Annotated in this window: 19 protein-coding genes; 15 read left to right on the forward strand and 4 right to left on the reverse strand. The window is 62.8% G+C overall.

The features are described from left to right. Window positions 1-8: 8 nt before the first annotated feature. From mglA to MRK42_RS20660, 4 genes are all read right to left on the reverse strand, one after another. Window positions 9-1,529 (reverse strand): galactose/methyl galactoside ABC transporter ATP-binding protein MglA, encoded by a 1,521-nt coding sequence (mglA, locus tag MRK42_RS20645; RefSeq protein ID WP_201942424.1) that lies wholly within the window; start codon window positions 1,527-1,529, stop codon window positions 9-11. A gap of 54 nt (window positions 1,530-1,583) precedes the next feature. Continuing rightward, on the reverse strand, window positions 1,584-2,570 hold the full coding sequence (mglB, locus tag MRK42_RS20650) for a galactose/glucose ABC transporter substrate-binding protein MglB (RefSeq protein WP_042070620.1): 987 nt from the start codon (window positions 2,568-2,570) through the stop codon (window positions 1,584-1,586). 244 nt (window positions 2,571-2,814) lie between these two features. Continuing rightward, complete coding sequence (locus MRK42_RS20655) at window positions 2,815-5,874, reverse strand: beta-galactosidase (protein ID WP_354688630.1); 3,060 nt, start codon at window positions 5,872-5,874, stop codon at window positions 2,815-2,817. 190 nt (window positions 5,875-6,064) lie between these two features. Continuing rightward, a complete protein-coding gene (locus MRK42_RS20660) occupies window positions 6,065-7,072 on the reverse strand; it encodes a substrate-binding domain-containing protein (protein WP_223379526.1) in 1,008 nt (335 codons plus the stop codon). A 202-nt stretch (window positions 7,073-7,274) separates the two neighbouring features. Here MRK42_RS20660 and galE point away from each other — a divergent pair, with 202 nt between their 5' ends. The 15 genes from galE (at window position 7,275) to MRK42_RS20735 (ending at window position 23,764) form a co-directional block, all read left to right on the forward strand. Continuing rightward, window positions 7,275-8,288 carry a UDP-glucose 4-epimerase GalE gene (galE, locus tag MRK42_RS20665; RefSeq protein WP_354688631.1) on the forward strand — a complete coding sequence of 338 codons (1,014 nt, stop codon included), beginning with the start codon at window positions 7,275-7,277 and terminating at the stop codon, window positions 8,286-8,288. Window positions 8,289-8,345: 57 nt separating this feature from the next. Then, window positions 8,346-9,404, forward strand: a complete 1,059-nt coding sequence (locus MRK42_RS20670; RefSeq protein WP_354688632.1) for a UDP-glucose--hexose-1-phosphate uridylyltransferase — start codon at window positions 8,346-8,348, stop codon at window positions 9,402-9,404. Then, on the forward strand, window positions 9,401-10,549 hold the full coding sequence (gene galK / locus MRK42_RS20675) for a galactokinase (protein WP_342013736.1): 1,149 nt from the start codon (window positions 9,401-9,403) through the stop codon (window positions 10,547-10,549). The genes MRK42_RS20670 and galK overlap by 4 nt, the downstream gene beginning before the upstream one ends. Beyond that, complete coding sequence (gene galM, locus MRK42_RS20680) at window positions 10,546-11,526, forward strand: galactose-1-epimerase (protein WP_061477042.1); 981 nt, start codon at window positions 10,546-10,548, stop codon at window positions 11,524-11,526. The genes galK and galM overlap by 4 nt, the downstream gene beginning before the upstream one ends. 132 nt (window positions 11,527-11,658) lie before the next feature. Further along, window positions 11,659-12,474: an undecaprenyl-diphosphate phosphatase gene (gene bacA, locus MRK42_RS20685; RefSeq protein ID WP_026457483.1), complete on the forward strand. Its 816-nt coding sequence runs from the start codon at window positions 11,659-11,661 to the stop codon at window positions 12,472-12,474. 417 nt (window positions 12,475-12,891) lie between these two features. Continuing rightward, the gene (argS, locus tag MRK42_RS20690) at window positions 12,892-14,637 is read left to right on the forward strand and encodes an arginine--tRNA ligase (RefSeq protein ID WP_026457482.1); all 1,746 of its coding nucleotides are present in this window, start codon (window positions 12,892-12,894) and stop codon (window positions 14,635-14,637) included. Window positions 14,638-14,640: 3 nt separating this feature from the next. Beyond that, the gene (locus tag MRK42_RS20695; protein ID WP_042027257.1) at window positions 14,641-15,453 is read left to right on the forward strand and encodes an SPOR domain-containing protein; all 813 of its coding nucleotides are present in this window, start codon (window positions 14,641-14,643) and stop codon (window positions 15,451-15,453) included. A gap of 176 nt (window positions 15,454-15,629) precedes the next feature. After that, entirely contained in the window at window positions 15,630-16,163 is a 534-nt protein-coding gene (gene hslV / locus MRK42_RS20700) for an ATP-dependent protease subunit HslV (protein ID WP_026458393.1), read from the forward strand. Between the two features lie 60 nt (window positions 16,164-16,223). Continuing rightward, window positions 16,224-17,552 (forward strand): HslU--HslV peptidase ATPase subunit, encoded by a 1,329-nt coding sequence (gene hslU, locus MRK42_RS20705; protein WP_042070635.1) that lies wholly within the window; start codon window positions 16,224-16,226, stop codon window positions 17,550-17,552. Between the two features lie 146 nt (window positions 17,553-17,698). Continuing rightward, window positions 17,699-18,043, forward strand: coding sequence for a hypothetical protein (locus MRK42_RS20710; RefSeq protein WP_342013734.1), 345 nt, complete (start codon window positions 17,699-17,701; stop codon window positions 18,041-18,043). A 151-nt stretch (window positions 18,044-18,194) separates the two neighbouring features. Further along, window positions 18,195-18,827 carry a TetR/AcrR family transcriptional regulator gene (locus MRK42_RS20715; protein WP_342013733.1) on the forward strand — a complete coding sequence of 211 codons (633 nt, stop codon included), beginning with the start codon at window positions 18,195-18,197 and terminating at the stop codon, window positions 18,825-18,827. Then, window positions 18,824-19,792 (forward strand): secretion protein HlyD, encoded by a 969-nt coding sequence (gene hlyD / locus MRK42_RS20720; protein ID WP_354688633.1) that lies wholly within the window; start codon window positions 18,824-18,826, stop codon window positions 19,790-19,792. The genes MRK42_RS20715 and hlyD overlap by 4 nt, the downstream gene beginning before the upstream one ends. Beyond that, entirely contained in the window at window positions 19,789-21,561 is a 1,773-nt protein-coding gene (locus MRK42_RS20725) for an ATP-binding cassette domain-containing protein (protein WP_342013731.1), read from the forward strand. The genes hlyD and MRK42_RS20725 overlap by 4 nt, the downstream gene beginning before the upstream one ends. After that, entirely contained in the window at window positions 21,558-22,673 is a 1,116-nt protein-coding gene (locus tag MRK42_RS20730; RefSeq protein WP_342013730.1) for an ABC transporter permease, read from the forward strand. Before MRK42_RS20725 ends, MRK42_RS20730 begins: the two co-directional genes overlap by 4 nt. 2 nt (window positions 22,674-22,675) lie before the next feature. Next, window positions 22,676-23,764: an ABC transporter permease gene (locus tag MRK42_RS20735; RefSeq protein WP_354688634.1), complete on the forward strand. Its 1,089-nt coding sequence runs from the start codon at window positions 22,676-22,678 to the stop codon at window positions 23,762-23,764. Window positions 23,765-23,839 lie beyond the last annotated feature (75 nt).

Consider the following 23,839-nt stretch of genomic DNA (forward strand, 5'->3'; position numbering starts at 1 on the left):
TCCTGTCTCTAGAGGTACAGAGATGCCAGACGCAATATCTCGCTCTGGTCAGTTTCTTTGGTATTGACGATCCCGGCGACCCGGCCATTGCTCATCACCAGGATGCGGTCGGTGATCCCGAGCAATTCCGGCATCTCGGACGAGATGATGATGATGCCCTTGTCCTTCTTCGCCAGCTCCAGAATGAGCTGGTAGATCTCGAACTTGGCCCCTACATCGATGCCGCGGGTCGGCTCGTCCAGCATCAGGATCTCCGGCTGGGTCAGCAGCCAGCGACCGATGATCACCTTCTGCTGGTTGCCTCCCGAGAGGGAGCCGATCTGGGTCTGCTGGGTCGGTGTCTTGACCCGCATGGAGTCGATGACCCACTGGGTGTCGCTCTTCATCTTCTGGTCGCTGAGCAGCCCCATGGAGCCCTTGTAGTTGTCCATGTTGGCGATCAGGGAGTTGAAGGCGATGTCGAGACGGGAATAAATGCCGGTGGAACGACGCTCTTCCGTAACCAGGGCGAAACCGTTGCGAATCGCCTCGTGGGCGTTGTGGTTCGCGATCTCCTTGCCATGAAGCCGGATGCAACCCTCCACATGCTCACGGATGCCGAACAGGGTTTCGACGATGTCGGTACGCTTGGCCCCCACCAGACCGGCGATGCCAAGGATCTCCCCCTTGTGCAGGTTGAAGGTGATGTCCTGGATGGAGGGCTGGTTCTTCGCCGTCAGGTGCTCGACCTCGAGGATCACCTCTTTCGGCTGGTTGGTTTTCTCCGGGAAGCGCTGGGTGAGCTCGCGACCGACCATCATGCCGATGATCTGATCCATGGTCATCCCCTTGAGGGGCTGGGTCGCCACCCACTGGCCATCCCGCAATATGGTGATCTCGTCACAGAGCTGGAAGATCTCTTCCATCTTGTGGGAGATGTAGACGATGCCGCACCCCTTCTCCTTGAGCTTGTTGATGATCTTGAAGAGGTGGTTGACCTCTTTCTCGGTCAGGGAGGAGGTGGGTTCGTCCATGATGACGATCTTGGCATCGTAGGAGAACGCCTTGGCGATCTCGATCATCTGCATCTGGGAGACCGACAGGGTCGCCACCTTGACCCTGGGGTCGATGTCGATATCCAGCTCGTCGAAGATCTGCTTGGTGTCGTCATACATCTTGTCATGGTCGATGAACCACCCCCTGGTGGGGTAGCGACCGAGCCACATGTTGTCCATCACGGAGCGTTGCAGCACCAGGTTCAGCTCCTGATGCACCATGGAGACACCGTTCTCCAGCGCCTCCTTGGAGGAGGTGAAGTTGATCTCCTGCCCCTTGAAGAAGATCTTGCCCTGATCCTTCTCGTAGATGCCGAACAGGCACTTGAGCAGCGTAGATTTCCCCGCCCCGTTCTCGCCCATCAACGCATGCACAGAATGAGGACGGACCCGTAAATTGACATTATCGAGTGCCTTGACGCCAGGAAAGCTCTTACTGACGTCAATCATCTCCAACAGCCATTCTGATTGTTGCTGTGTTGTCATATCAGCCATCACATCTGGTTGAAACAGAGGGCAAGGGGATCTCCCTTGCCCTGAAGGGGAGGATTACTGGAACTGGGACAGGTTGTCTTTATCGACACCGACGTAGGGAACACGGACGACCTTGTCGACAATGTTCCAGCTGGTGCCTTCACCGGCGGGTTTGCCTTCGGCCAGGTTCTTGGTCAGATCGAAGGTGGCCTTGGCCTGGTTGGTCGCATCGTTCAGCACGGTACCGGCCATGGCACCGCTCTTGACCAGCGCCAGGGCCTCCGGCAACGCATCGACACCGAACACCGGAATGGCGGTCTTGCCCTGAGCCTTGAGGGATTCAACAGCGCCCATTGCCATGCCGTCGTTGTTGGCAATGACCACTTCGATCTTGTCGGCGTTGGGGCCGGAGATCCAGGCATCCATCTTGTCTTTCGCCATGGCGGTATCCCACATACCGGTATCCATGTGCAGCTGCTGGGTCTTGATGCCACCCTCGTTCAGGGTCTTGACCACGTAGGTGGTGCGGGCTTCCGCATCCGGGTGGCCCGGTTCGCCTTTCAGCAGCACGAACTGGATGACGCCATCCTTGTTTAGATCCCAGGCCGGATTGGCTTGCCAGTGCTTGGCAATCAGCTGACCCTGGATAATGCCGGACTCTTTGGAGTCGGTACCTACGTAATAAGCCTTGTCATAGCTGGCCAGGTCGGTGGCGTTCGGTTCCTTGTTGTAGAACACCACAGGCACGTCTTCACCACGGGCCTTCTCGATCACCACAGGGGCCGCCGCCGGGTCAACAAGGTTGATGGCCAGGGCCTTCACCCCCTTGGCCAGCAGCACGTCGATCTGATCGTTCTGCTTGGACTGATCGTTCTGGGAGTCATTCATCAACAGCTCCACGTCCGGATTGGCTGCAGCCTCCTTCTCGATGGCCTTGCGTACGACCGACATGAAGTTGTCGTCGTATTTGTAAACGGTGACCCCGATCCGGGTTTCGGCATGGGCAGTGGCACCGGCCATCAGGCCCATCAACAGGGTGGCAACTGTGGTGAGTTTTTTCATTATGTGTGCTCCGATGTATCTATCTGTGTTGTAGGGTGGCGAGCAATTGAGCAAGCGCCAGTAAATGTAATCGGTTTGTTGTGATTCCTTCTGTGATCCTCACAACGAAATGGAAACGATTACACTTTGTTACATTGAAATCTTTTTGTTATTTTTCAAATACATAAATTCAAGAACAATCTTTGAGACTCAATCAATCCTGGTCTGTTGAGGCTAGTCGTTGTGGCCAGGTTGTCAAAACGGCTTACATCAGGGTGCAACGCCAGTGGTAGCGGCGTGCCGTCAACTGGTACTCGGGCCGCACGCTCTGGCTCCAGGAATCATCCCCGCCGACCCCCATGTGGGCGCCATCGAGGCAGACATGGATCCCCTCTTCTGTCACCAGATCGCTCTGGTGACGCGCGGCGGCGAGCTGCTGCTGGCTGAAGCGGCTGACGCTGAAATGGAAGGTCCCCGTCACCCTCACCTCCCCCAGCTGTAACCAGCGGCTGTCGCAACGCAACCCGTTGTCGGAGGGGAAGATGTAAGGGGTGTGCATGGCGGCCAGCGGCGCACTCCAGTGCCCCAGATCTGCCCCCAGCAGACGATCCGGATAGTTCTCGTGGGGGCCGCGTCCCAACCAATCGACCCGCTCCGGCACACCGGCCAGCTGCAGCAGCAGGCCGATACGGGGCAGGGAGGGGAGTGAAGGCGCCAGCTCTGTCTCTATCTCGAGGGTCATGGCCCCCTCGCTGGTGAAGCCGTGTCGCCACTGGCTGACCACCAGTAATTGCCCATTGTGGAAATAACCGTGGCACACCCGGATCTCGCCCTCTGATGCCACTATGCCGAGGCAGCGATGCAGCCAGTTGATAAGGCCGCAGGCCTGCCAGCGGGCGATCCAGGAGTCGGGATCCGCGTGATCCGCCTCGCTGGTGCCGATATCGTTGTCGAGCGGCGCCCGGTAGAAGTGATCCTCGATCGGCGCCAGCAACTGCTCCTGCCCCCCCTTCAGCCAGCTGATGATGCGGCCGCTCGCTCTGTCCAGCCGCCACTGGTTGTCACCACCGCAGGCAAGCCATCCCTCGGAAGATTCGGTCAGGGTTGCCGGGGTGACTGGAGCCGGTAACGCCAAGGGGGCAGGCAACATAAATTGCTGACGGGCCACCTCATGGCCCGCCCCGGACCAAGGAGTGACGGCAGGCTGAACGATGGCCAGATCGAGCCAGATCAGAGCGCCAGGCGCGAATTCCGGCAAGGTATCGACCAGCGTCAGCTCGCACCGGCCCAGGGGCGCCAACGCGAGGGAAATCTCTCCCCCATGCATCACGCGCCCGTTTTCGCACAGTTGCCAGTGCAGCTGCTCGTTGTCGGTTGCACGGAACAGATATTCACTCTCAATCTGCACCCGCAGCGGCGCATGCCCCACCAGCTCAAACCGGAATGGCTGCTGGGCCCGTTTTGCCTCGAACAGACCAGGATGAGGCGTGCGATCGGGAAACAGCAGGCCGTTGCAGCAGAACTGGCGATCGTTTTGCCGATCGCCAAAGTCACCACCGTAGCCCCAGTAGTGGCGACCGTCGGTCGTGTATTTGTCGAGCCCCTGATCGACCCAGTCCCAGACAAAGCCTCCCTGCAGTCTCGGATGATCACGAAACGCCTGCCAGTAGTGGGCAAAGCCCCCCAAGCTGTTGCCCATGGCGTGGGCGTATTCGCACAGGATCAGCGGCCTGGTCTCGCCGGGCAGGCCAATCCACTTGCCCAGTGCCCACTTGGGCACCGCCGGGAAGGGTTGATCCTGATGGGTTCGGGCATACATGGGGCAGATGATGTCGGTGGCCTGGGTATCGGCTCCGCCCCCCTCATACTGCACCGGACGGCTCGGATCGCTGCGCTTGATCCAGCCATACATGGCATCGTGGGCCGGGCCATAGCCGGACTCGTTGCCGAGGGACCAGATGATGATGCAGGGGTGATTGAAATCACGGGCCACCATGCGGGTGGCACGCTCCAGGAAGGCGTTGCTCCAGGCGGGATCTCGCGCCAGCCGCCCCATGGGGGTCATGCCGTGGGTCTCCAGATTCGCCTCGTCCACTACATAGAGCCCCAGCCTGTCGCACAACCGGTAGAGCACCGGATGATTGGGGTAGTGGGAGCAACGCAGGGCATTGAAGTTGTGCTGCTTCATCAGCCGCAGATCCTGCTCCATGGTGGCAAGATCGATGGCATAGCCCCTGGCGGGATGGTGCTCGTGACGGTTGGCGCCGCGAATGAGCAGCGGCTGACCGTTGACCCGCATCAAGCCGTCACGGATCTCCACCACCCGAAAGCCCACGTCGCAGGCCTCGCTCTCGATGGCCTCACCCTGCTCATCCAGCAGAGTCAGGGTCAGGCGATAAAGGTGAGGGGTCTCGGCGCTCCACTTGCGCGGCGCCGCCAGCGCCAGCCACAACTCGGCGCGATCGTCATAAGCCCCTTTCTCGTCAATGGCTTGAGTGCCGATCGGCTGGCGCAGAGTTGCAACCCGCTCGCTGCCGTCATAGAGATTGGCCACTACCGACAGCCCGGCGGCATTGGCCGCCTGCAGTTCAATCTTGAGGCGACCATCCCGATAGCAAGCATCGAGCACGGGTGTGACCCGCATGTCCATCAGATGACGGACCGGCTTATGAAGCAGGCTGACGGAGCGGAAGATCCCCGACAGCCACCACATGTCCTGATCTTCCAGATAGGCACCGTCCGACCAGCGCAGCACCAGCACCGCCAGCCGGTTTTTGCCCGCTCGCAGACAGGGGGTCAGATCGAATTCGGCGGGCAGTCGGCTGTCCTGGGAGTAGCCGACCCAGTGTTCATTGCAGAAGAGATGAAAAGCGCTGCTTACCCCGTCGAGGATGATGCGGCTCTGACCGCTGGCCAGCCAGTCGGCGGGCAACTCGAACTCACGGGAGTAACAGCCGGTCGGATTGTCGGCCGGTACCCTGGGGGGATCGCAGGGAAACGGATACTTGATGTTGGTGTAGATGGGACCGTCGGTCAGCGGGCGCTTCCCAGGGTAGGCTGCATCCAGCTGCCAGTTGCCGGGCACCAGGATGGGGCAGGCATCCGCCAGATCGCCCTTTAGCCAAGCCTCCGGCACCAGTTCGGGGGCCGCGAAGAAGGAGAAACGCCACTCACCATCCAGTGACAATCTGGAGAGCGAGGCCCTGTCGAGCCGGGCATCCTCCTCGTTGCGCCAGCTGAACAAGGGGGTGTGGGCAGGCAAGCGATTCACCGAGGTAATCGCCTGGCTCTGCCAATCCTGACGCGCCACTATCTCCCTGAGCATTCAGATACTCTCCACCGATACGAAAACGTATTCAGTTTAGAGAAGTCCGACGCAGGGAACGGCGATCTCGCTCACAGCAATGTAAACGATTACACTGATTCTGTTAAGTAAAACGGAGTAAAAACAATTAAAATCGGTAAAACTACAGCGCCATCAGCCGGGATGGTTAACCATGGCTCACCCATTCCCCCTATCCGGCCCGCACCGGCGCGACCGAATGGCGGTTGATAAGGGTAGGGGTATAGATGCGGTTCTGCTGCGCTTCACCCTCCCCCGCGGCCAGCTGCAACGCCAGCTTGGCTGCCTGGGATGCCATCAGTTCAATGGGATAGCGCATGGTCGAGAGCTTGGGCCGCAAGTATCTCGCGTAGATGATGTCATCGAACCCCACCACAGAGACCTCCTCCGGCACCCGCAGGCCATTGTCAGCCAGCACAGAGATGGCCCCCGCCGCCATGGCGTCGTTGTAAGCCACCACGGCTGTCACCCGAACCCCTTTTGCCAGCAGATTGAGCATGGCCTGCTCGCCCCCTTCCTCGTTGGGAGGCCCGCTCTCGACAAGCTCCGGATCGGCGACCAGACCCGCTTCCCGCAAGCCATCCTGATATCCCTGTTGCCGCAAGGTGGCATCCTCGATGGCATGATCCGAACTGATGAAGGCGATATGGCGATGCCCCAGCTCGATCAGATGACGGGTGGCCGTGGCCGCTCCCAGACGGTTGTTGAGGGCGATGCAGCGCCCGCGAAGGGCCGGGATATCTCGGTTGATCAGCACCATGCCGGGCACCCGCATGGCGTAATCGCAGAGTTCCTCATCGCTGAGAGCCTTGCTGTGCACCACCAGCGCCTCGCAGCGCTTGCCGATCAGCAGCTCGATCGCCTCGCGCTCCTGGCGTGCCTTGTGAAAACCGTTGCCCATCAGCAGATGCAGATTTTGCTCGACAGCCACGGCAGATACCCCCTTTACCAGGGCGCCGAAGAAGGGATCGGCCACGTCGCCCACCACCACACCCATGGTGTCGCAGGTCTGGTTCACCAGTGCCCGTGCGTTGGCATTAGGGGTATAACCCAGCTCCGCCATGGCCTGTTGTACCGCAGCACGGGATGCCGCACTGGCCTTGGGCGAGTTGTTCATCACCCGTGAAACCGTTGCCACCGACACATTCGCCAAACGGGCGACATCCTTGATAGTACTCATGCTGTTTTCACTTATTTCACAGTCCACAATGGCGCCATTATACCCAGCAAACTCATTGAAAATAGTGACGAAAGGAATATCTGTCATCATTGGGATCATAAAAACAGTGTAATCGTTTACACTGTTTTGCAAGCAAGCTCACAGTTTGCTCGCCGTCCCCTCGGCTAGACTCCTTCCAGACACGTTTTCAGTGGAGAGCAAGATGAAGGTTCTGGTCACCGGCGGCTGCGGATATATCGGCAGCCATACCTGTCTGGCCTTGCAGGCAGCAGACATGATCCCCGTGGTTGTCGACAACCTCTGCAACAGCAAGCCCGGCGTATTGACTCGGGTAGCTGCGATCAGCGGTCAATTACCCGTTTTTTATCAAGGGGATATTCGCGACCAGGCCCTGCTTGATCGCATCTTTGCCGAACACAGTATCGATGCGGTGATCCACTTCGCCGCGCTGAAGGCCGTGGGCGAATCGACCCGCATCCCCCTCGACTACTACGAGAACAACCTGAGCGGCACCCTCACCCTGCTGCAGGCGATGAAGCGGGCCGACGTCCACAACCTTGTGTTCAGCTCCTCGGCCACCGTCTATGGCGATCCCACCAGCCTGCCCATCCGGGAGGATTTCCCCCGCAGCGCCACCAATCCCTACGGGCGATCCAAGCTGATCATCGAGGAGATCCTGGAAGATCTGCAAGCCGCCGAGTCCCACTGGAGCATGACGCTGCTGCGCTACTTCAATCCGGTCGGCGCCCACGAGTCGGGCACCATGGGAGAAGATCCCCAGGGGATCCCCAACAACCTGATGCCCTACATCACCCAGGTAGCCATCGGCCGTCGCGACTGCCTCTCTGTCTTTGGTAACGATTACCCTACCCCGGATGGCACAGGGGTACGCGACTATATCCACGTGATGGATCTCGCCGAGGGACACGTCAAGGCGTTGCAGCGCTGCGCCGGTCATGGCGGCGTACATGCCTACAATCTGGGCACGGGCCAGGGCCAGAGCGTGCTGCAACTGGTCACTGCTTTTTCTGCCGCCTGCGGCAAGCCGCTCCCCTACCGCATCGAGCCAAGACGCCCGGGCGACATCGCCGCCTGCTGGGCCGATCCGTCCAAGGCGATGTGCGAGCTGGGCTGGAAGGCCACCCGGGATGTCGCCGCCATGTGTGCCGACAGCTGGCGCTGGCAAGCCAACAACCCCAATGGCTACGAGGAGTAGGCATGCCGACTCCCGCGAAACAATGACCTTATTTTCAATACCTTATCAGGAGAGATGATGTTCAACCCCGTCGATCATCCCCATCGCCGCTTCAACCCGTTGACCGGCCAGTATGTGCTGGTCTCTCCCCACAGGGCCAAGCGCCCCTGGCAGGGACAGGTGGAGAAGGTGAGCCAGGCCCCCCAACAAGCCCACGATCCCGACTGTTTCCTCTGTGCAGGCAACAAGCGGGTCACTGGTGACATCAACCCCGACTATCAGGGCACCTTCGTCTTTACCAACGACTTCGCCGCCCTGATGCAGGACACCCCGGCCGCCGACACTGCCGGTGACCCCTTGCTGAAACTGGAGGCCGCCCGTGGCACCAGCCGGGTCATCTGTTTCTCGCCGGATCATGGCAAGACGCTGCCCGAGCTGCCCCTGCCTGCCATCGAGGGGGTGATCACCACCTGGATGGCGCAGGTCGCCGAGCTGTCAGAGCAGTGGGAATGGGTGCAGGTGTTTGAAAACAAAGGGGCCGTCATGGGCTGCTCCAACCCTCACCCCCATGGCCAGCTGTGGGGCAGTGACTTCCTGCCCAACGAGATCGCCCGCGAGGATCAACATCAACGCGACTGGCTGGCCGAGCACGGCCGCCCCATGCTGCTGGAGTATGTGGAGCGGGAGCTGGCCGACCGATCCCGCATCGTGGTGGAGACGGAACACTGGCTGGCGGTGGTTCCCTTCTGGGCCGCCTGGCCGTTCGAGACCCTGCTGCTGCCCAAGGCCCATATTCCTTCCATGCTGGATATGACCCCGGCCCAGCAGCAGGATCTGGCGGTAGCGCTCAAGGAGCTCACCAGCCGCTACGACAACCTGTTCGAATGCAGCTTCCCCTACTCCATGGGTTGGCACTTCGCGCCGCCCCGCTCGGATTGCCCCGAGGCCTGGCAGTTGCACGCCCACTTCTATCCGCCGCTTTTACGTTCAGCCAGCGTGCGCAAATTTATGGTGGGCTTCGAGATGCTGGCCGAGACCCAGCGCGACCTGACCCCGGAGCAGGCGGCCGAGCGACTGCGCGCCCTCTCTCCCGTTCATTACAACCAGATCACCCCAGCCAATGAGGAAACCCCATGACCCCGAGCCAACGCGTCAGCGCCGTCTTTGCCGAACAGTTTGCCAAAGCGCCCTCCTTGCTGGTACGCGCCCCCGGCCGCGTCAACCTCATCGGCGAACACACCGACTACAACGACGGCTTCGTGCTGCCCTGCGCCATCGACTATGAAACCTGTGTCGCCATCGGCCTGCGCGATGACAGCCTGGTGCAGGTGATCGCCGCCGACTACGACAACCAGCGCGATCAGTTCGACCTGAACCAGCCCATCGAGCACCACCCCGGCCAGCGCTGGAGCGACTACATCCGCGGCGTGGTGAAATACCTGCAAGAGCGTGGTCATGCCCTGCGCGGCCTCGATCTGGTGGTCTCCGGCAACGTGCCCCAGGGGGCCGGGCTCTCCTCTTCCGCCTCGCTGGAAGTGGCCATCGGCCAGGCCTTCAAGGAGGCCCAGAGTCTCGCCATCAGCCAGGCTGAGATCGCTCTCAACGGCCAGCAGGCAGAAAACCAGTTCGTCGGCTGCAACTGCGGCATCATGGATCAGATGATCTCCGCCAGTGGCAAGCAGGATCACGCCCTGCTGCTCGACTGCCGCTCGCTGGAAACCCGCCTCATCACCATGCCGGCCGATCTGGCGGTGCTGATCGTCAACTCCAACGTGCGCCGCGGCCTGGTGGACAGCGAATACAACACTCGCCGCGAGCAGTGTGAAACCGCCGCCCGTCACTACGGGGTCAAGGCGCTGCGCGATCTGGATCTGGCCGCCCTGGAGGCGGGCAAGGCCGGGCTGGATGAGGCCTGTTATCGCCGCGCCCGCCATGTGGTGGGCGAAAATGCGCGCACGCTGGCCGCCGCCGATGCGCTGGAGCGCGGCGATCTGGTGCGTCTCGGCGAGCTGATGGCCCAGTCCCATGCCGCCATGCGCGATGATTTCGAGATCACGGTTCCCCCCATCGACGGCCTGATGGAACTCATCAAGGCAAATATCGGCGACGAAGGTGGCGTGCGGATGACCGGAGGCGGCTTTGGCGGCTGCGTGGTCGCCCTGCTGCGCCCGGACAAGGTGGCCAGCGTGATCGCGGCGGTCGATGCCGAGTACCCGGCCCGCTTTGGCCTCAAGGCCGATTGCTATGTCTGCCGGGCCAGTGCCGGAGCAGGCAGGCTATGACGGCCTTCGAACTGGAAAACGAGGAGGGGCTGCACCTGCGCGGCCTCGACTTCGGAGCCACCCTCACCTCCCTCACCCTGCCGGTCGCGGGGGAGCGACGCGAGGTGTTGCTGGGCTGCGCCGATCAGGCTTACCCCGACCAACAGGTGTGGCTGGGGGCCGTGGCTGGGCGCTTTGCCAACCGCATCGGCGGAGCCGAGCTGGTACGAGGGGGCGAGCGCTGGCCCCTCGATGCCAACCAGCCGCCCCACTGCCTGCACGGCGGCAGGGAGGGCTTTCATCGCCGTACCTGGCAGATCAGGGAGCTTGAGGCGGATCGGGTCAGGCTGGCTTTGCTATCAAAGGCGGGGGATCAAGGCTTTCCCGGCAACCTGAGGGTGACCCTGGAGTACCGGCTGGAGCAAAGCGATCTGGTGGTGGAGTTTAGTGCCAGCACAGATGCGCCGACCCCGGTCAGCCTCACCAGCCACGCCTACTTCAATCTGGATGGCAACCGTCCGGACGGCGGCGACGTACTCGGTCACACCATCAGCCTCAATGCCGATCATTTCCTGCCCACCGACCCGAGCGGCCTGCCGCTCACGGTCACGCCGGTGGCAGGCCCCTTCGACCTGCGCCATGAGCGCCCCATCGGCCAGGATTGGCTGAGCCATCCCCAGCAGCGCCAGGCCAAAGGCTACGATCACGCCTTTGTGCTAAATGGCCCCGAGCAGGAGTGGGCGGTCCGGGTGGTTTCCGCAGATCGGCAACTGGCGATGGAGGTCTACACCAACCAGCCTTCGCTGCAGTTCTACACTGGCAACTGGCTGGCCGGCACAGCGGGTCGCGATGGCCAGATTTTGCGGGATCACGACGGCTTCTGTCTGGAGGCACAGCAGTTTCCGGACAGCCCGAATCGTCCCGAACTGGGGGATGTCTGGCTGCTGCCAGGCCAGCAATACCGCCATCAAACCCGCTACCGATTCATCCGCGACTGACTTAAAGGTTTCATCATTTTTACATAGCCACCTTACTGACAATCGAGCAAGATAAGCCGCCCCGGGAGCACTCTCGGGGATTTTTTGCATCAACCCGGCTTTTACATCAACGAAGTAAGGACTTTTTGTTCGATGACTGATACCTATAGCCTGCTGGTCGCCTTTATTCTGGGCGTCGTCGAGGGGCTGACCGAGTTCCTCCCCGTCTCCTCTACCGGCCACATGATCATCGTCGGCCATCTGCTGGGCTTTGAAGGGCCCAAGGCTGCCACCTTCGAAGTGGTGATCCAGCTGGGTTCCATCCTGGCGGTAGTCGCCGTCTTCTGGCGCCGTCTGTTTGGCCTCATCGGCATCCACTTCGGCCAAAAGCCGGCACCTGGCCATTCCACCCTGTCGCTGATCCACGTCATCCTCGGCATGCTGCCCGCCATCGTCATCGGTCTGGCTATCCACAGCTGGATCAAGGCCAACCTGTTTGGCCCGGTCACCGTCATGTACGCCCTGGTGGCAGGCGGCATCCTGCTGATCATCGCCGAGAAGTTCCGTCCCGCCGTCACCGCCGATACCCTGGACGACATCAGCTACAAGCAGGCGTTCGGCATCGGCCTGTTCCAGTGTCTGGCCCTCTGGCCAGGCTTCTCCCGCTCCGGCGCCACCATCAGTGGCGGCATGCTGATGGGGATCAGCCGCCACGCGGCGGCCGAGTTCTCCTTCATCATGGCGGTGCCCATGATGATGGCGGCCAGCACGCTGGATCTCTACAAGAGCCGCGACTTCCTCTCCATGGCGGATTTCCCCATGTTCGCGGTTGGCTTCATCACTGCTTTCGTGGTGGCCATGTTTGCCATCAAGACCTTCCTGGCGCTGATCCGTCGCCTCGACTTCATCCCGTTCGCCATCTACCGCTTCGTGGTGGCCTTCGCCGTCTATCTGGTGTTCGTGGCCTGACAACCTGCGCCAGCCAAACAAAAAAGGGACCATATCGGTCCCTTTTTTATGCTCTCTACACCCCCGATCTGCCAGCCCCAACCAAAAAGCCTCGAACAAATCCTTCATCTCCATTACGACCGGGCAGAAGAGCAGGCTGCGCTGATCCTGTCGCTGGAGCAGGGTTGCTCCGTCATGGCAAGGAAAAAACCCTTAACAATCAGGGGAAAATAGCCTGGACAAGCCGCTTCGATATGCAGTAGAAATGGATAAGCACCATATTGCGGTTAATTTTCCGGATATTGGCGCCAAAAACAGTGAATTATCCGCCCGACTGTGAGCGGCGGGTCATCCCTATAGTTTTCTCCGGCCGATGCGGGTAAAATTCACGCCCTTATATATCAGTCATTTTTCGACGCGCAACCTTGGTGGTCAGTTATGAAAGAGCATATTCATCATCTACTTGAACAAACGGTAGCCAATCTCAAGTCAGCGGGCATCCTGCCGGCGGACCTGGAAGCCCGCGTGCAAGTAGACCGATGCAAGGAAAAAGCTCACGGCGACCTGGCCACCAACCTGGCCATGCTGCTGGCCAAACAGGCCCGCAAGAATCCCCGTGAGCTGGCTGCCGCCATCATCGAGCACCTGCCCGCCTCCGATCTGATCGCCAAGGTCGAGATCGCCGGCCCCGGCTTCATCAACTTCTTCTTCGACCCCAGCTGGCTGGCCGGTCAGGTGGAAGCCGTGGTGGCCAGTGCCAATGCCAACGTGAAGCTGCCTGCGCCGCAGACCGTGGTGGTGGACTACTCAGCCCCGAACGTGGCGAAAGAGATGGCGGTGCACCACATCCGCTCCACCGTCCTCGGTGACGTGGCCGCTCGCGCCCTGGAGTTCCTCGGCCATAAAGTGGTTCGTGCCAACCACATCGGTGACTGGGGTACCCAGTTCGGCATGCTGATCGCCTATCTGGAGAAGATGGAGAACGAGCACGCCAGCGACATGCAGCTCAAGGATCTGGAAGCCTTCTATACCCAGGCCAAGCGCCTGTATGACGAAGACGAAGCCTTCGCCGAGCGTGCCCGTAACTACGTGGTCAAGCTGCAGGGCGGTGACGAGTACTGCCGCTCCATGTGGAAGAAGCTGGTCGACATGACCATGGAGCAGAACCAGCGCAACTATGACCGCCTGAACGTCTCCCTGACCGACAAGGACATCATGGGCGAGTCCATGTACAACGACATGCTGCCGGAAATCGTGGCCGACCTGAAAGCCCGCGGGCTGGCGGTCGAGAGCGAAGGGGCCACCGTCGTCTTCCTGGACGAGTTCAAGAACAAGGATGGCGAGCCCATGGGCGTCATCATCCAGAAGAGCGATGGCGGCTTCCTCTACACCACCACCGACATCGCCTGTGCCAAGTACCGTTATGAAACCCTGGGCGCCGACCGTGTCATGTACTTCATCGACTCCCGTCAGCACCAGCACCTGATGCAGGCCTGGACCATCACTCGCAAGGCGGGTTATGTGCCGGACTCCGTGCCCCTCGAGCACCACGCCTTCGGCATGATGCTGGGCAAGGATGGCCGTCCCTACAAGACCCGTTCCGGCGGTACTGTCAAGCTGGTCGACCTGCTGAACGAAGCCGAGGAGCGCGCCGCCGCCCTGCTGGAGAGCCGCAACAGCGATCTCTCCGCCGAGGAGAAGGCCGAGGTGGTGCACGCCATCGCCATGGGTGCGGTCAAGTATGCGGATCTCTCCAAGAACCGCACCACCGACTACATCTTCGACTGGGATCTGATGCTGTCGTTTGAAGGCAACACAGCCCCTTACCTTCAGTACGCCTACACCCGGATCCAGTCCATCTTCCGCAAGGCCGGCATCAATGCCGAGACTCTGACCGGCAAGGTGATCCTGAGCGAAGAGGCGGAAGAGGTGCTGGCCCAGAAGCTGATCCAGTTCTCCGACGCGGTCAACGGCGTGGCGGACAAGGGCATGCCGCACCTGCTCTGTACCTATCTGTACGAGCTGTCCGGCAACTTTATGACCTTCTACGAAGCCTGCCCGATCAACAAGGATGGCGTCGACGAGGCCACTCGCCAGAGCCGTCTGCTGCTGTGCGCCGCCACCGCCAAGGTGCTGAAACTGGGCCTCGGCGTACTGGGCATTCACACCCTGGAGCGCATGTAATAGATGGCAACCCGGGATTATGTCGGCAACCGCCCGCGACGTCGGGCGGGTGGTCGCAACACCAGGAAAGCGGCGCCTCGCCGCTTTCCTGTTATCCCGGCCCTGCTGGCCGGTGCACTGCTGGCGGGTTTTGGAGCCTTCCTCTACATGATCAATGGCAAGGGCAACGATGCCCCCACCATCGAAGAGCAGGTGAAGGCCAACAAGCCCAAGGCCCAGAACAACGGCCTGCCGCAGGAGAAGTGGAGCTACATCGAACGGCTGGAGAACAAGCAGGTCGATGTGATCGAACCGCCGCCCCAACCGGGTGTGCCACCACCTCCGGCACCGACCGTCACCCTGCAGCCGGATAAATTGCCACAACCGGTACCGACCAATATTCCCCAGCCGGGCACACCGCTCGGCCAGCAACCCTATCCGTCCAACCCGGCCACGGGTGCACCGGTCGCCAGCGCCCAGGAGCAGGTGATCGACCGCAAGGCCGAACGGGAACGAATGGAACGCGAGATCCGTGCCGAGCTGGAACGGGAACGTGCCGAAGCGGCCAAGGCCAAGGCGGCCCAGACTGCCGCCGCCGACAGCGGTCGCTACATGATGCAGTGTGCAGCCCTGCGCTCGCAGGATTCTGCCGAGTCGCTCAAGGCGCGCATCGCCTTCACCGCCGGGCTCTCCTCCAGCCTGCAGGTGATCAACGGTGCCAACGGCACCGTCTACAAGGTGATGGTGGGCCCCTTCAACGGCAAGGCGGCCGCCGATGCGGCCAACCGCAAGCTGCAAAGCTCGGGCATCAGCGGCTGCATTCCCAAGAAAGGGTAAGTGTCTCCTGACAGCGAGGGGCCGGGTTGCAAAACCCGGCCCCTCTTTTTCATGCCTGCCTTACCCCCAGCCAACTGGCGCCCTGCGACGGGCGGGGTTGAAAAGCCCGGATGCCGTCCCCATCTCTGCTCTCATGCACACTCAGGCCGTTATTCGGCTCAAGCGAGGTAAGTAAAGTGACTACCATAGTTTCAGTTCGCCGCAACGGTCAGGTCGTCATCGGTGGCGATGGCCAGGTTTCTCTTGGCAACACCGTCATGAAGGGCAATGCCCGCAAGGTTCACCGTCTCTATAACGGCAAGGTGCTGGCAGGTTTCGCCGGCGGTACTGCCGATGCCTTCACCCTGCTCGAGCGTTTCGAAGCCAAGCTGCAGGCCCACCAGGGCAACCTGGAACGCGCCGCCGTGGCACTGGCAAAAGACTGGCGTACCGATCGCGCCCTGCGCCGCCTCGAGGCCCTGCTGGCCGTCGCCGACGAGCACAAATCCTTCATCATCACCGGCAACGGTGACGTGGTGCAGCCGGAGCACGATCTCATCGCCATCGGCTCGGGCGGCAACTTCGCCCAGTCCGCGGCCATCGCCCTGCTGGAAAACACCGAGCTGGATGCCAAGACCATTGTCGAGAAGTCCCTCAAGATTGCGGGCGACATCTGCGTGTTCACCAACGGCAACCACACCATTGAAGTGCTGGACTATAGCGACAAGTAAGTCAGCCACCCCATTTTCCAAGGGGCGGGCCCTGCCTGTCCCGGATACAGGAACGCCATCATGTCCGAGATGACCCCGAGAGAAATCGTCCACGAACTGGATCGCCACATCATTGGCCAGGCCGACGCCAAGCGCGCGGTGGCCGTGGCCCTGCGCAACCGCTGGCGCCGCATGCAGCTCAATGAAGAGATGCGCCACGAGGTAACCCCGAAGAACATCCTGATGATCGGCCCGACCGGCGTCGGCAAGACCGAGATCGCCCGTCGCCTGGCCAAGCTGGCCAATGCCCCCTTCATCAAGGTCGAAGCGACCAAGTTCACCGAAGTGGGCTATGTGGGCAAGGAAGTGGACAGCATCATCCGCGATCTGACCGATGTCGCCATCAAGCTGGTGCGCGAGACCGAGATGGAGAAGATGAAATACCGCGCCGAAGAGGCCGCCGAAGAGCGCATCCTCGACGCCCTGCTGCCCAACCCGCGCAACACCTGGGGCGAGGAGGAGAAGGCCGACAACTCCAACACCCGCCAGATCTTCCGCAAGAAGCTGCGCGAAGGCCAGCTGGATGACAAGGAGATCGAGCTGGATCTGGCCGCCTCCCCGATGGGCGTCGAGATCATGACCCCGCCGGGCATGGAAGAGATGGCCAACCAGCTGCAGGGGCTGTTCCAGAACCTGGGCCAGAACCAGAAGAAGAAGCGCAAGATCAAGGTCAAAGAGGCCATGAAAGTGCTGATCGAAGAGGAAGCGGCCAAGCTGGTCAACCCGGAAGAGCTGAAGCAGAAGGCCATCGCCGCGGTCGAGAACAACGGCATCGTCTTCCTCGACGAGATCGACAAGATCTGCAAGCGAGGCGAGAGCTCGGGCCCGGACGTTTCCCGTGAAGGGGTACAGCGCGACCTGCTGCCGCTGGTCGAGGGTTGCACCGTCAACACCAAGCACGGCATGGTCAAGACCGACCATATCCTGTTTGTCGCCTCCGGCGCCTTCCAGATCGCCAAGCCGTCCGACCTGATCCCCGAGCTGCAGGGCCGTCTGCCGATCCGGGTCGAGCTGACTGCGCTGACCACCGAAGATTTCGAGCGGATCCTGACCGAGCCGAACGCCTCCCTGACCGATCAGTACCAGGCGCTGATGGCCACCGAAGGGGTCAAGATCGAGTTCACCAAAGATGGTATCCGCCGTCTGGCCGAAGCGGCCTGGCAGGTCAACGAGCGCACCGAGAATATCGGCGCCCGTCGTCTGCACACCGTGATGGAGCGACTGATGGAAGACATCTCCTACGACGCCTCCGAGAAGTCCGGTCAGACCTTCGTCATCGACACCGACTACGTCAATGCCCACCTCGGCAAGCTGATTGAAGACGAGGATCTGAGCCGCTTTATCCTGTAAACGTACGAAGTTCTGATTGCAACAAACGCCCCCAGAAATGGGGGCGTTTTGCATTTCAAGATAGCTGGTGAGCTCTTACACCCATTGACGGGACTGTCAACTAAAGCACTGATATTATTTATATTTCACTCTAGTGGAGACTACTCATGACTGAGCTTGGACCGGATGTTGTGATGCTGAATGGCCGTCAGATTGATTTCATGGATATCCATATAGAGGGACCCCTCATGCCCCTGAACTTACTAAAAGCACAAGGCGGTGGTGGGGTTAAACTCGGAGATACGGGACAAAAAATCCGCCTGAGCATCGATCCCGACAGCAGTGATTGGCAATGGCTTGAGTCACTATCTCGGCAAAAAGGATGCAGCCTGGATTTTGAATGTGCCCACATCGGCACACTTAGAAAGAAAATCGGCAAGCGTGGGCAGATCGACAAAATAGTTCACGATACTTGGTATCTCGAGTTTCCTGACTGGGAAATCAGCCAATAAGCCGCATCTTTATCGCCTCCCTTTGTGGAGGCGTTTTTATTTTCTTTCCTTCCCCATCCCTGCTCAAAAAAAGCGCTTTCCTCTTTTACCACCTTGATTTATACATACGTATAATAATCATGCAAAATCTGTATACCATGGAGAGGGCACCATGCACCCGACCCGCCAGAAACTGCTCGACACCGGCCTTGAGCTTGCCATCGACAAGGGGCTGCGCGGTCTCACGGTGCGCGAGCTGGCGGCCGCCGCCGGGGTAAACCTCGGCTCCTTCGTCTACCACTTTGGCAACCGCGACGCCTTCATCGACGAGCTGGTGGAGCTCTGGTACGCCCCCCTCTACGACGAACTCAAGGCTGTGGCCGCCCGCGGCGCCTACCCCGATGCCCTCACCCAGTTCGAGGCCACCATGCAGGCGCTGATCGCCCTGGTGGGGCGCCAGCGCGGCTTCATCAACCACCTGTTTGGCGATGCCCTGGCAGGGGAAGGCGCCGCCCAGCGCTTCCTGCTCAGCCTGCCGCGCCGCCACCCCCTGTTGCTGCTCGAGCAGGTACAGCGGGCCCAGGCCGAAGGATCGCTGGTGGCGGGCAACCCGGTGCAACTGATGATCTTCATCATGGGGGCGGTCGGCCTGCCCCTGGTGATCGCCGGTGGCGGACGCCAGCTCGGCTGGCTGCCCGAGCAGGCTGCCCCCTTCCTCGCCCACATCGACAACCCCGAGGCCGCCCAGCAGCGGCTGGTCTGGGCACTGCGCGGCCTGCGCCGTCCCCAAGGAGAACCCCTATGAAGCAACGCATCGCGCTTGTGGCCCTCGTACTGGCCCTGATCGGTGGCTATCTCTGGTGGCAGGGGCGGCCCGCCGACGGCTCCATCCTCTACGGCAACGTCGACATCCGCGACGTGAACCTGGCGTTTCGGGTCGGCGGCCGGGTCAGCGAGGTGCTGGTGGACGAGGGGGACGCGGTGCAGGCCGGCCAGTTGCTGGCGCGTCTCGACCCGGCGCCGCTCATCCATAACCGCGACAGCGCGCGGGCCAACCTGGCCGCGCTCACCGCGGCCAACGCCTTGATGCACAAGGGGTATCGCAGCGAGGAGACGGACAGAGCCCGGGCGTCCCTCAGCGCCGCCGAGGCCGCGGCTCTCGAGGCCGACAAGCAGTGGCGCCGCCAGAGCGCCCTGGCCGCCACCGGCGCCATCTCTCGCGGCCAGCTCGACAGCGCCCGCTCCCAGCGGGATCAGACCCGGGCCCAGGTGCGCGCCGCCCGCGAGCAGCTGGCCCAGCTCGAGACCGGCTACCGCCCCGAGGAGATCGCCCAGTCCGATGCCCAGCTGGAAGGGGCCAAGGCAACGCTTGCCAGCGCCGAGCTGGCCCTGGCGGACGCGGCCCTGACCGCCCCGAGCGACGGCATCATCCTCACCCGCGCCGTCGAGACGGGCAGCATGGTGCAGGCCGGCGCCACCGCCTTCAACCTGTCACTCACCACCCCGGTCTGGGTGCGCGCCTACGTCGAAGAGCCCTGGCTCGGCCACTTCCCGAGCGGTACCAGGGTGCAGCTCACCACCGACTCGCGACCGGACCAGCCCTATCAGGGGGTGGTGGGCTTCGTATCGCCCAGTGCCGAGTTCACGCCCAAATCGGTGGAGACGCCGGACCTGCGTACCCACCTGGTCTATCGGCTGCGCATCGTGGTACAGGATCCGGACCCGGCCCTGCGCCAGGGGATGCCGGTCACCGTCAGGCTGGCCCCATGAGCGCCGCCATCCGGCTCGACGGGCTGACCAAGCGCTTTGGCGAGCGCGTGGCGCTGGATGCCATCTCGGCCACCATACCGAGCGGCGGCATCACGGGGCTGGTGGGGCCGGACGGGGCGGGCAAGAGCACCCTGCTGCGCCTGCTCGCCGGCCTGCTGGTGCCGGAGACCGGGCAGAGCCGGGTGCTCGGGCTCGATCCGGTGCAGGAAGGCGATGCCTTGCGCCAGCGCCTCGGCTACATGCCCCAGCAGTTCGGCCTGTATGAAGATCTCAGCGTGCTGGAGAACCTCACCCTCTACGCCGACTTGCGCGGCGTGGTGGAGCCCGAGCGCAGCCCGACGTTTGCCCGGCTGCTCGCCTTCACCGATCTCGCCCGCTTCACCGCCCGCCCGGCGGGCAAGCTGTCGGGGGGGATGAAGCAGAAACTCGGGCTCGCCTGCGCCCTGCTCGGCCAGCCCGAGGTGCTGCTGCTCGACGAACCCGGGGTCGGGGTCGACCCCATCAGCCGCCGCGCCCTGTGGAAGATGGTGCGCGAACTCGCCCAGGGGGGCATGACGGTGCTCTGGAGCACCGCGTATCTGGATGAGGCGGAGCTGTGCGATCACGTGCTGCTGATGGCGGACGGTGCGGTGCGCACCAGCGGCACCCCGGCGGATCTGATGGGGGCCATGGCGAGCCGCTGCTGGCTGCTGGATGCGGGCAACCTGGACGGGCGGGCCCGGCGCGCCCTGCTGCGCCGGGCCCTAGCCCACCCGACCGTGATGGACGGCGCCGTGGCCGGGGAGCGGGTGCGCCTGCTGCTGCGCCCCGATGCAGCGCCGCCTCCCCTCGGCGAGCTGGGGCTCTCCGAGGGGGCCTTCGCACCGACCCCGGCCCGGCTGGAGGATGCCTTCATCGATCTGCTCGGCGGCGGGCCGGGCGGGGAGTCGAGCCTGGCCGCCACCATGGTCGAGGCCGAGCTGCCGCCGGGGGTCTCCCCCGAGGCGGTGATCGAGGCGCGCCACCTCACCAAGCGCTTCGGGGACTTTGCCGCCACCGACGACGTCAGCTTTGCGGTGCGCCGCGGCGAGATCTTCGGCCTGCTCGGCCCCAACGGGGCGGGCAAGTCCACCACCTTCAAGATGGAGTGCGGCCTGCTGCGCCCAAGCGGCGGCCAGGCCCTGGTGACCGGCATCGATCTCGCCCACAGCCCGTCGGCGGCACGCCAGCACCTCGGCTACATGGCCCAGAAGTTCTCCCTCTACAAGCAGCTCACCGTGGCCCAGAACCTGTCGTTCTTCGCCGGCATCTACGGCCTGTTCGGCCGCGCCCAGCAGGCGCGCATCGACGCCATGGTGGAGGCCTTCGCCCTCGGGCCCTGGCTCGGCCAGCAGGCCGAGGCCCTGCCGCTTGGGCTGCGCCAGCGCTTATCGCTGGCCTGCGCCCTGCTGCACGCGCCGCCGCTGCTGTTTCTCGACGAACCCACCTCGGGTGTCGATCCGGTCACCCGGCGCGAGTTCTGGTCCCACATCAACGCCCTGGCCGATCACGGGGTGACCGTGCTGGTCACCACCCATTTCATGGACGAGGCGGAGTATTGCGACCGCATCGCCCTCATCTATCGGGGCAAGCTCTTGGCCCTCGGCACCCCGGACGAGCTCAAGGGGCAGGCGGCGCAGGCCATGCCCGTCAATTCGTCACAAACCATGGCCTTACCCACCACCTCTTTGCCCACCATGGAAGAGGCCTTTATCACCCTGGTCGAGCGGGCCAGCGAGGAGGACGCATGAGCATCAGCCGCCGCCGTCTGCTGGCCCTGTGCCGCAAGGAGTCGCTGCAGATCGTGCGCGACCCGAGCAGCATACTGGTCGCCTTCATCATGCCGGTGGTGCTGCTGGTGGTGATGGGGTACGCCATCAACCTGGACGTGGACCACCTGCGCCTCGGAGTGTGGCGTGCCGACGGCGGGGCGCCGGCAATCCGCTTCGAGCAGGCCCTGCGCGGCTCGACCGCGCTGGAGGTGCACGGGGGCGCGAGCAAGGAAGCGCTGCTGGGGAGCCTGGAGCGCGGCGAGATCCGGGGGCTCCTGGTGATCGACGAGGGCTTCTCCCGCGCCCTGGCGGGCCAGGGGGGCAGCGCGCCGCGCATCGCCCTGCTCACCGACGGATCCGAGCCCAACACGGCGAACTTCGTCACCAACTATGTGCAGGGGATCTGGCAAGGCTGGCTTCTCAGTGAGGGCAAGCCCCGGAGCCAGCCGGTGGAGCTGCGCACCCGCGCCTGGTTCAACCCGGCACTGGTGAGCCGCAACTTCCTGGTGCCGGGCTCCATTGCCGTCGTGATGACCATCATCGGCGCCCTGCTCACCTCCCTGGTGGTGGCCCGGGAGTGGGAACGCGGCACCATGGAGGCCCTCCTCGCCACCCCGGTGACCAAGGCCGAGCTGCTGCTCTCCAAACTCATCCCCTACTACGGGCTCGGCATCGCCGCCATGTTCATCTGTTTGCTCTTCTCGGTGGTTGTGATGGGGGTGCCCTGGCGCGGCTCCCTGGCCGTCCTGTTCTTGGTCACCAGCCTGTTTCTCGGCAGCGCCCTGGGGCTCGGGTTGTTTCTCTCCACCGTGATGCGCAGCCAGTTCAACGCCGCCCAGGCGGCCCTGACGGCGGCCTTCCTGCCGGCCATGATGCTCTCGGGCTTCGTGTTCGAGATCGCCAGCATGCCACCCCTGCTGCGGGCCATCACCCACCTCATTCCGGCCCGCTACTTCGCGAGCTCCCTGCAGACCCTCTATCAGGCGGGCAACGTGATCTCGATCCTGCTGGTCAACGCCCTCTGCCTGTTGCTGCTGGCCGCGTTCTGGCTGGCCCTCACCGCCCGCAAGACGCGGCGAACCCTGGAGTAACCATGCTGACTCGACTCTGGTGGCTGGTGCGAAAAGAGCTCTCGATCCTGCTGGGCAACACCCAGGGGCGCTTCCTGCTGATCATGCCGGTGCTGCTGCAGACCGCCCTGTTCCCGTTCGCCGCCACCCTGGAGGTGACCGGCAACACGCTGGCCGTCTACAACCAGGACGGCGGCGCCGAGAGCCACGAGCTGCTGGAGCGCCTGACCCATATGCCCGCCTTCACCACAGTGCTGCCGGTAGCGGGCGATGCCGGCGTGACGGCGGCGATCACCGAGCAGCAGGCCCTGCTGGCGCTGGTCATCCCCCCCGACTTCTCGCGCCGGCTGGCACGTGGGCAGAGCGCGCCGCTGCAGCTCATCGTCGACGGGCGCCGCTCCAACGGCGGCCAGGTGGCGGCGGGCTACATCAGCCAGGTGATCGCCCGCTGGCAGAGCGAGGGGCGCGGCGCACCCGAGCTGCTGGTGCGCCACCTCTACAACCCCAACATCGAGTTTCGCTGGCACGTGCTCCCCTCTCTGGTGGCCATCATCACCACCATCGGCTGTCTCATCGTCACCGCCCTGTCGGTGGCGCGCGAGCGGGAAGAGGGCACCTTCGACCAGCTGCTGGTCTCCCCCCTCACCCCGGGCTGGATCATGGCGGGCAAGGCGGTGCCCGGCATCCTGGTGGCGGTGGGGCAGGGCACAATCGTCGCGCTGGCGGCCCGCTTCATCTACGCGGTGCCGTTTTCCGGCAGCCTGACCCTGCTGCTGGCCGGCATGATCTGCTACGGCCTGGCACTGGCCGGCATCGGGCTCTTCATCTCGTCCCTCTGCTCGACCCAGCAGCAGGCGTTTCTCGGGGTCTTCTGCTTCATGGTGCCGGCGGTGATCCTCTCGGGCTATGTCTCGCCGGTGGAGAACATGCCGCAAGTGTTCCAGTGGCTCGCCGCCATCGATCCCCTGACCCACTTCATCGTGCTGCTCAAGGGGGTCTTCCTGAAGGGGCTCGGCTGGTCGGCGGCCTGGCCGCTCTTGTGGCCGCTCATCGCCATCGGCGGCGTCAGCCTCTCCTTGGCACTCGCCCTGTTTCGCCGCCATATCGCGTGAACAGGTCCCACAATCCCTCACTCAAGGGGTCCTGACGCAAAGCGCCGCCCCTGCCCGCCAATCACAGAATTTTTT

It is taken from the genome of Aeromonas sp. 19NY04SH05-1, assembly GCF_040581895.1.
In the GTDB taxonomy this organism is placed as follows: domain Bacteria; phylum Pseudomonadota; class Gammaproteobacteria; order Enterobacterales; family Aeromonadaceae; genus Aeromonas; species Aeromonas enteropelogenes.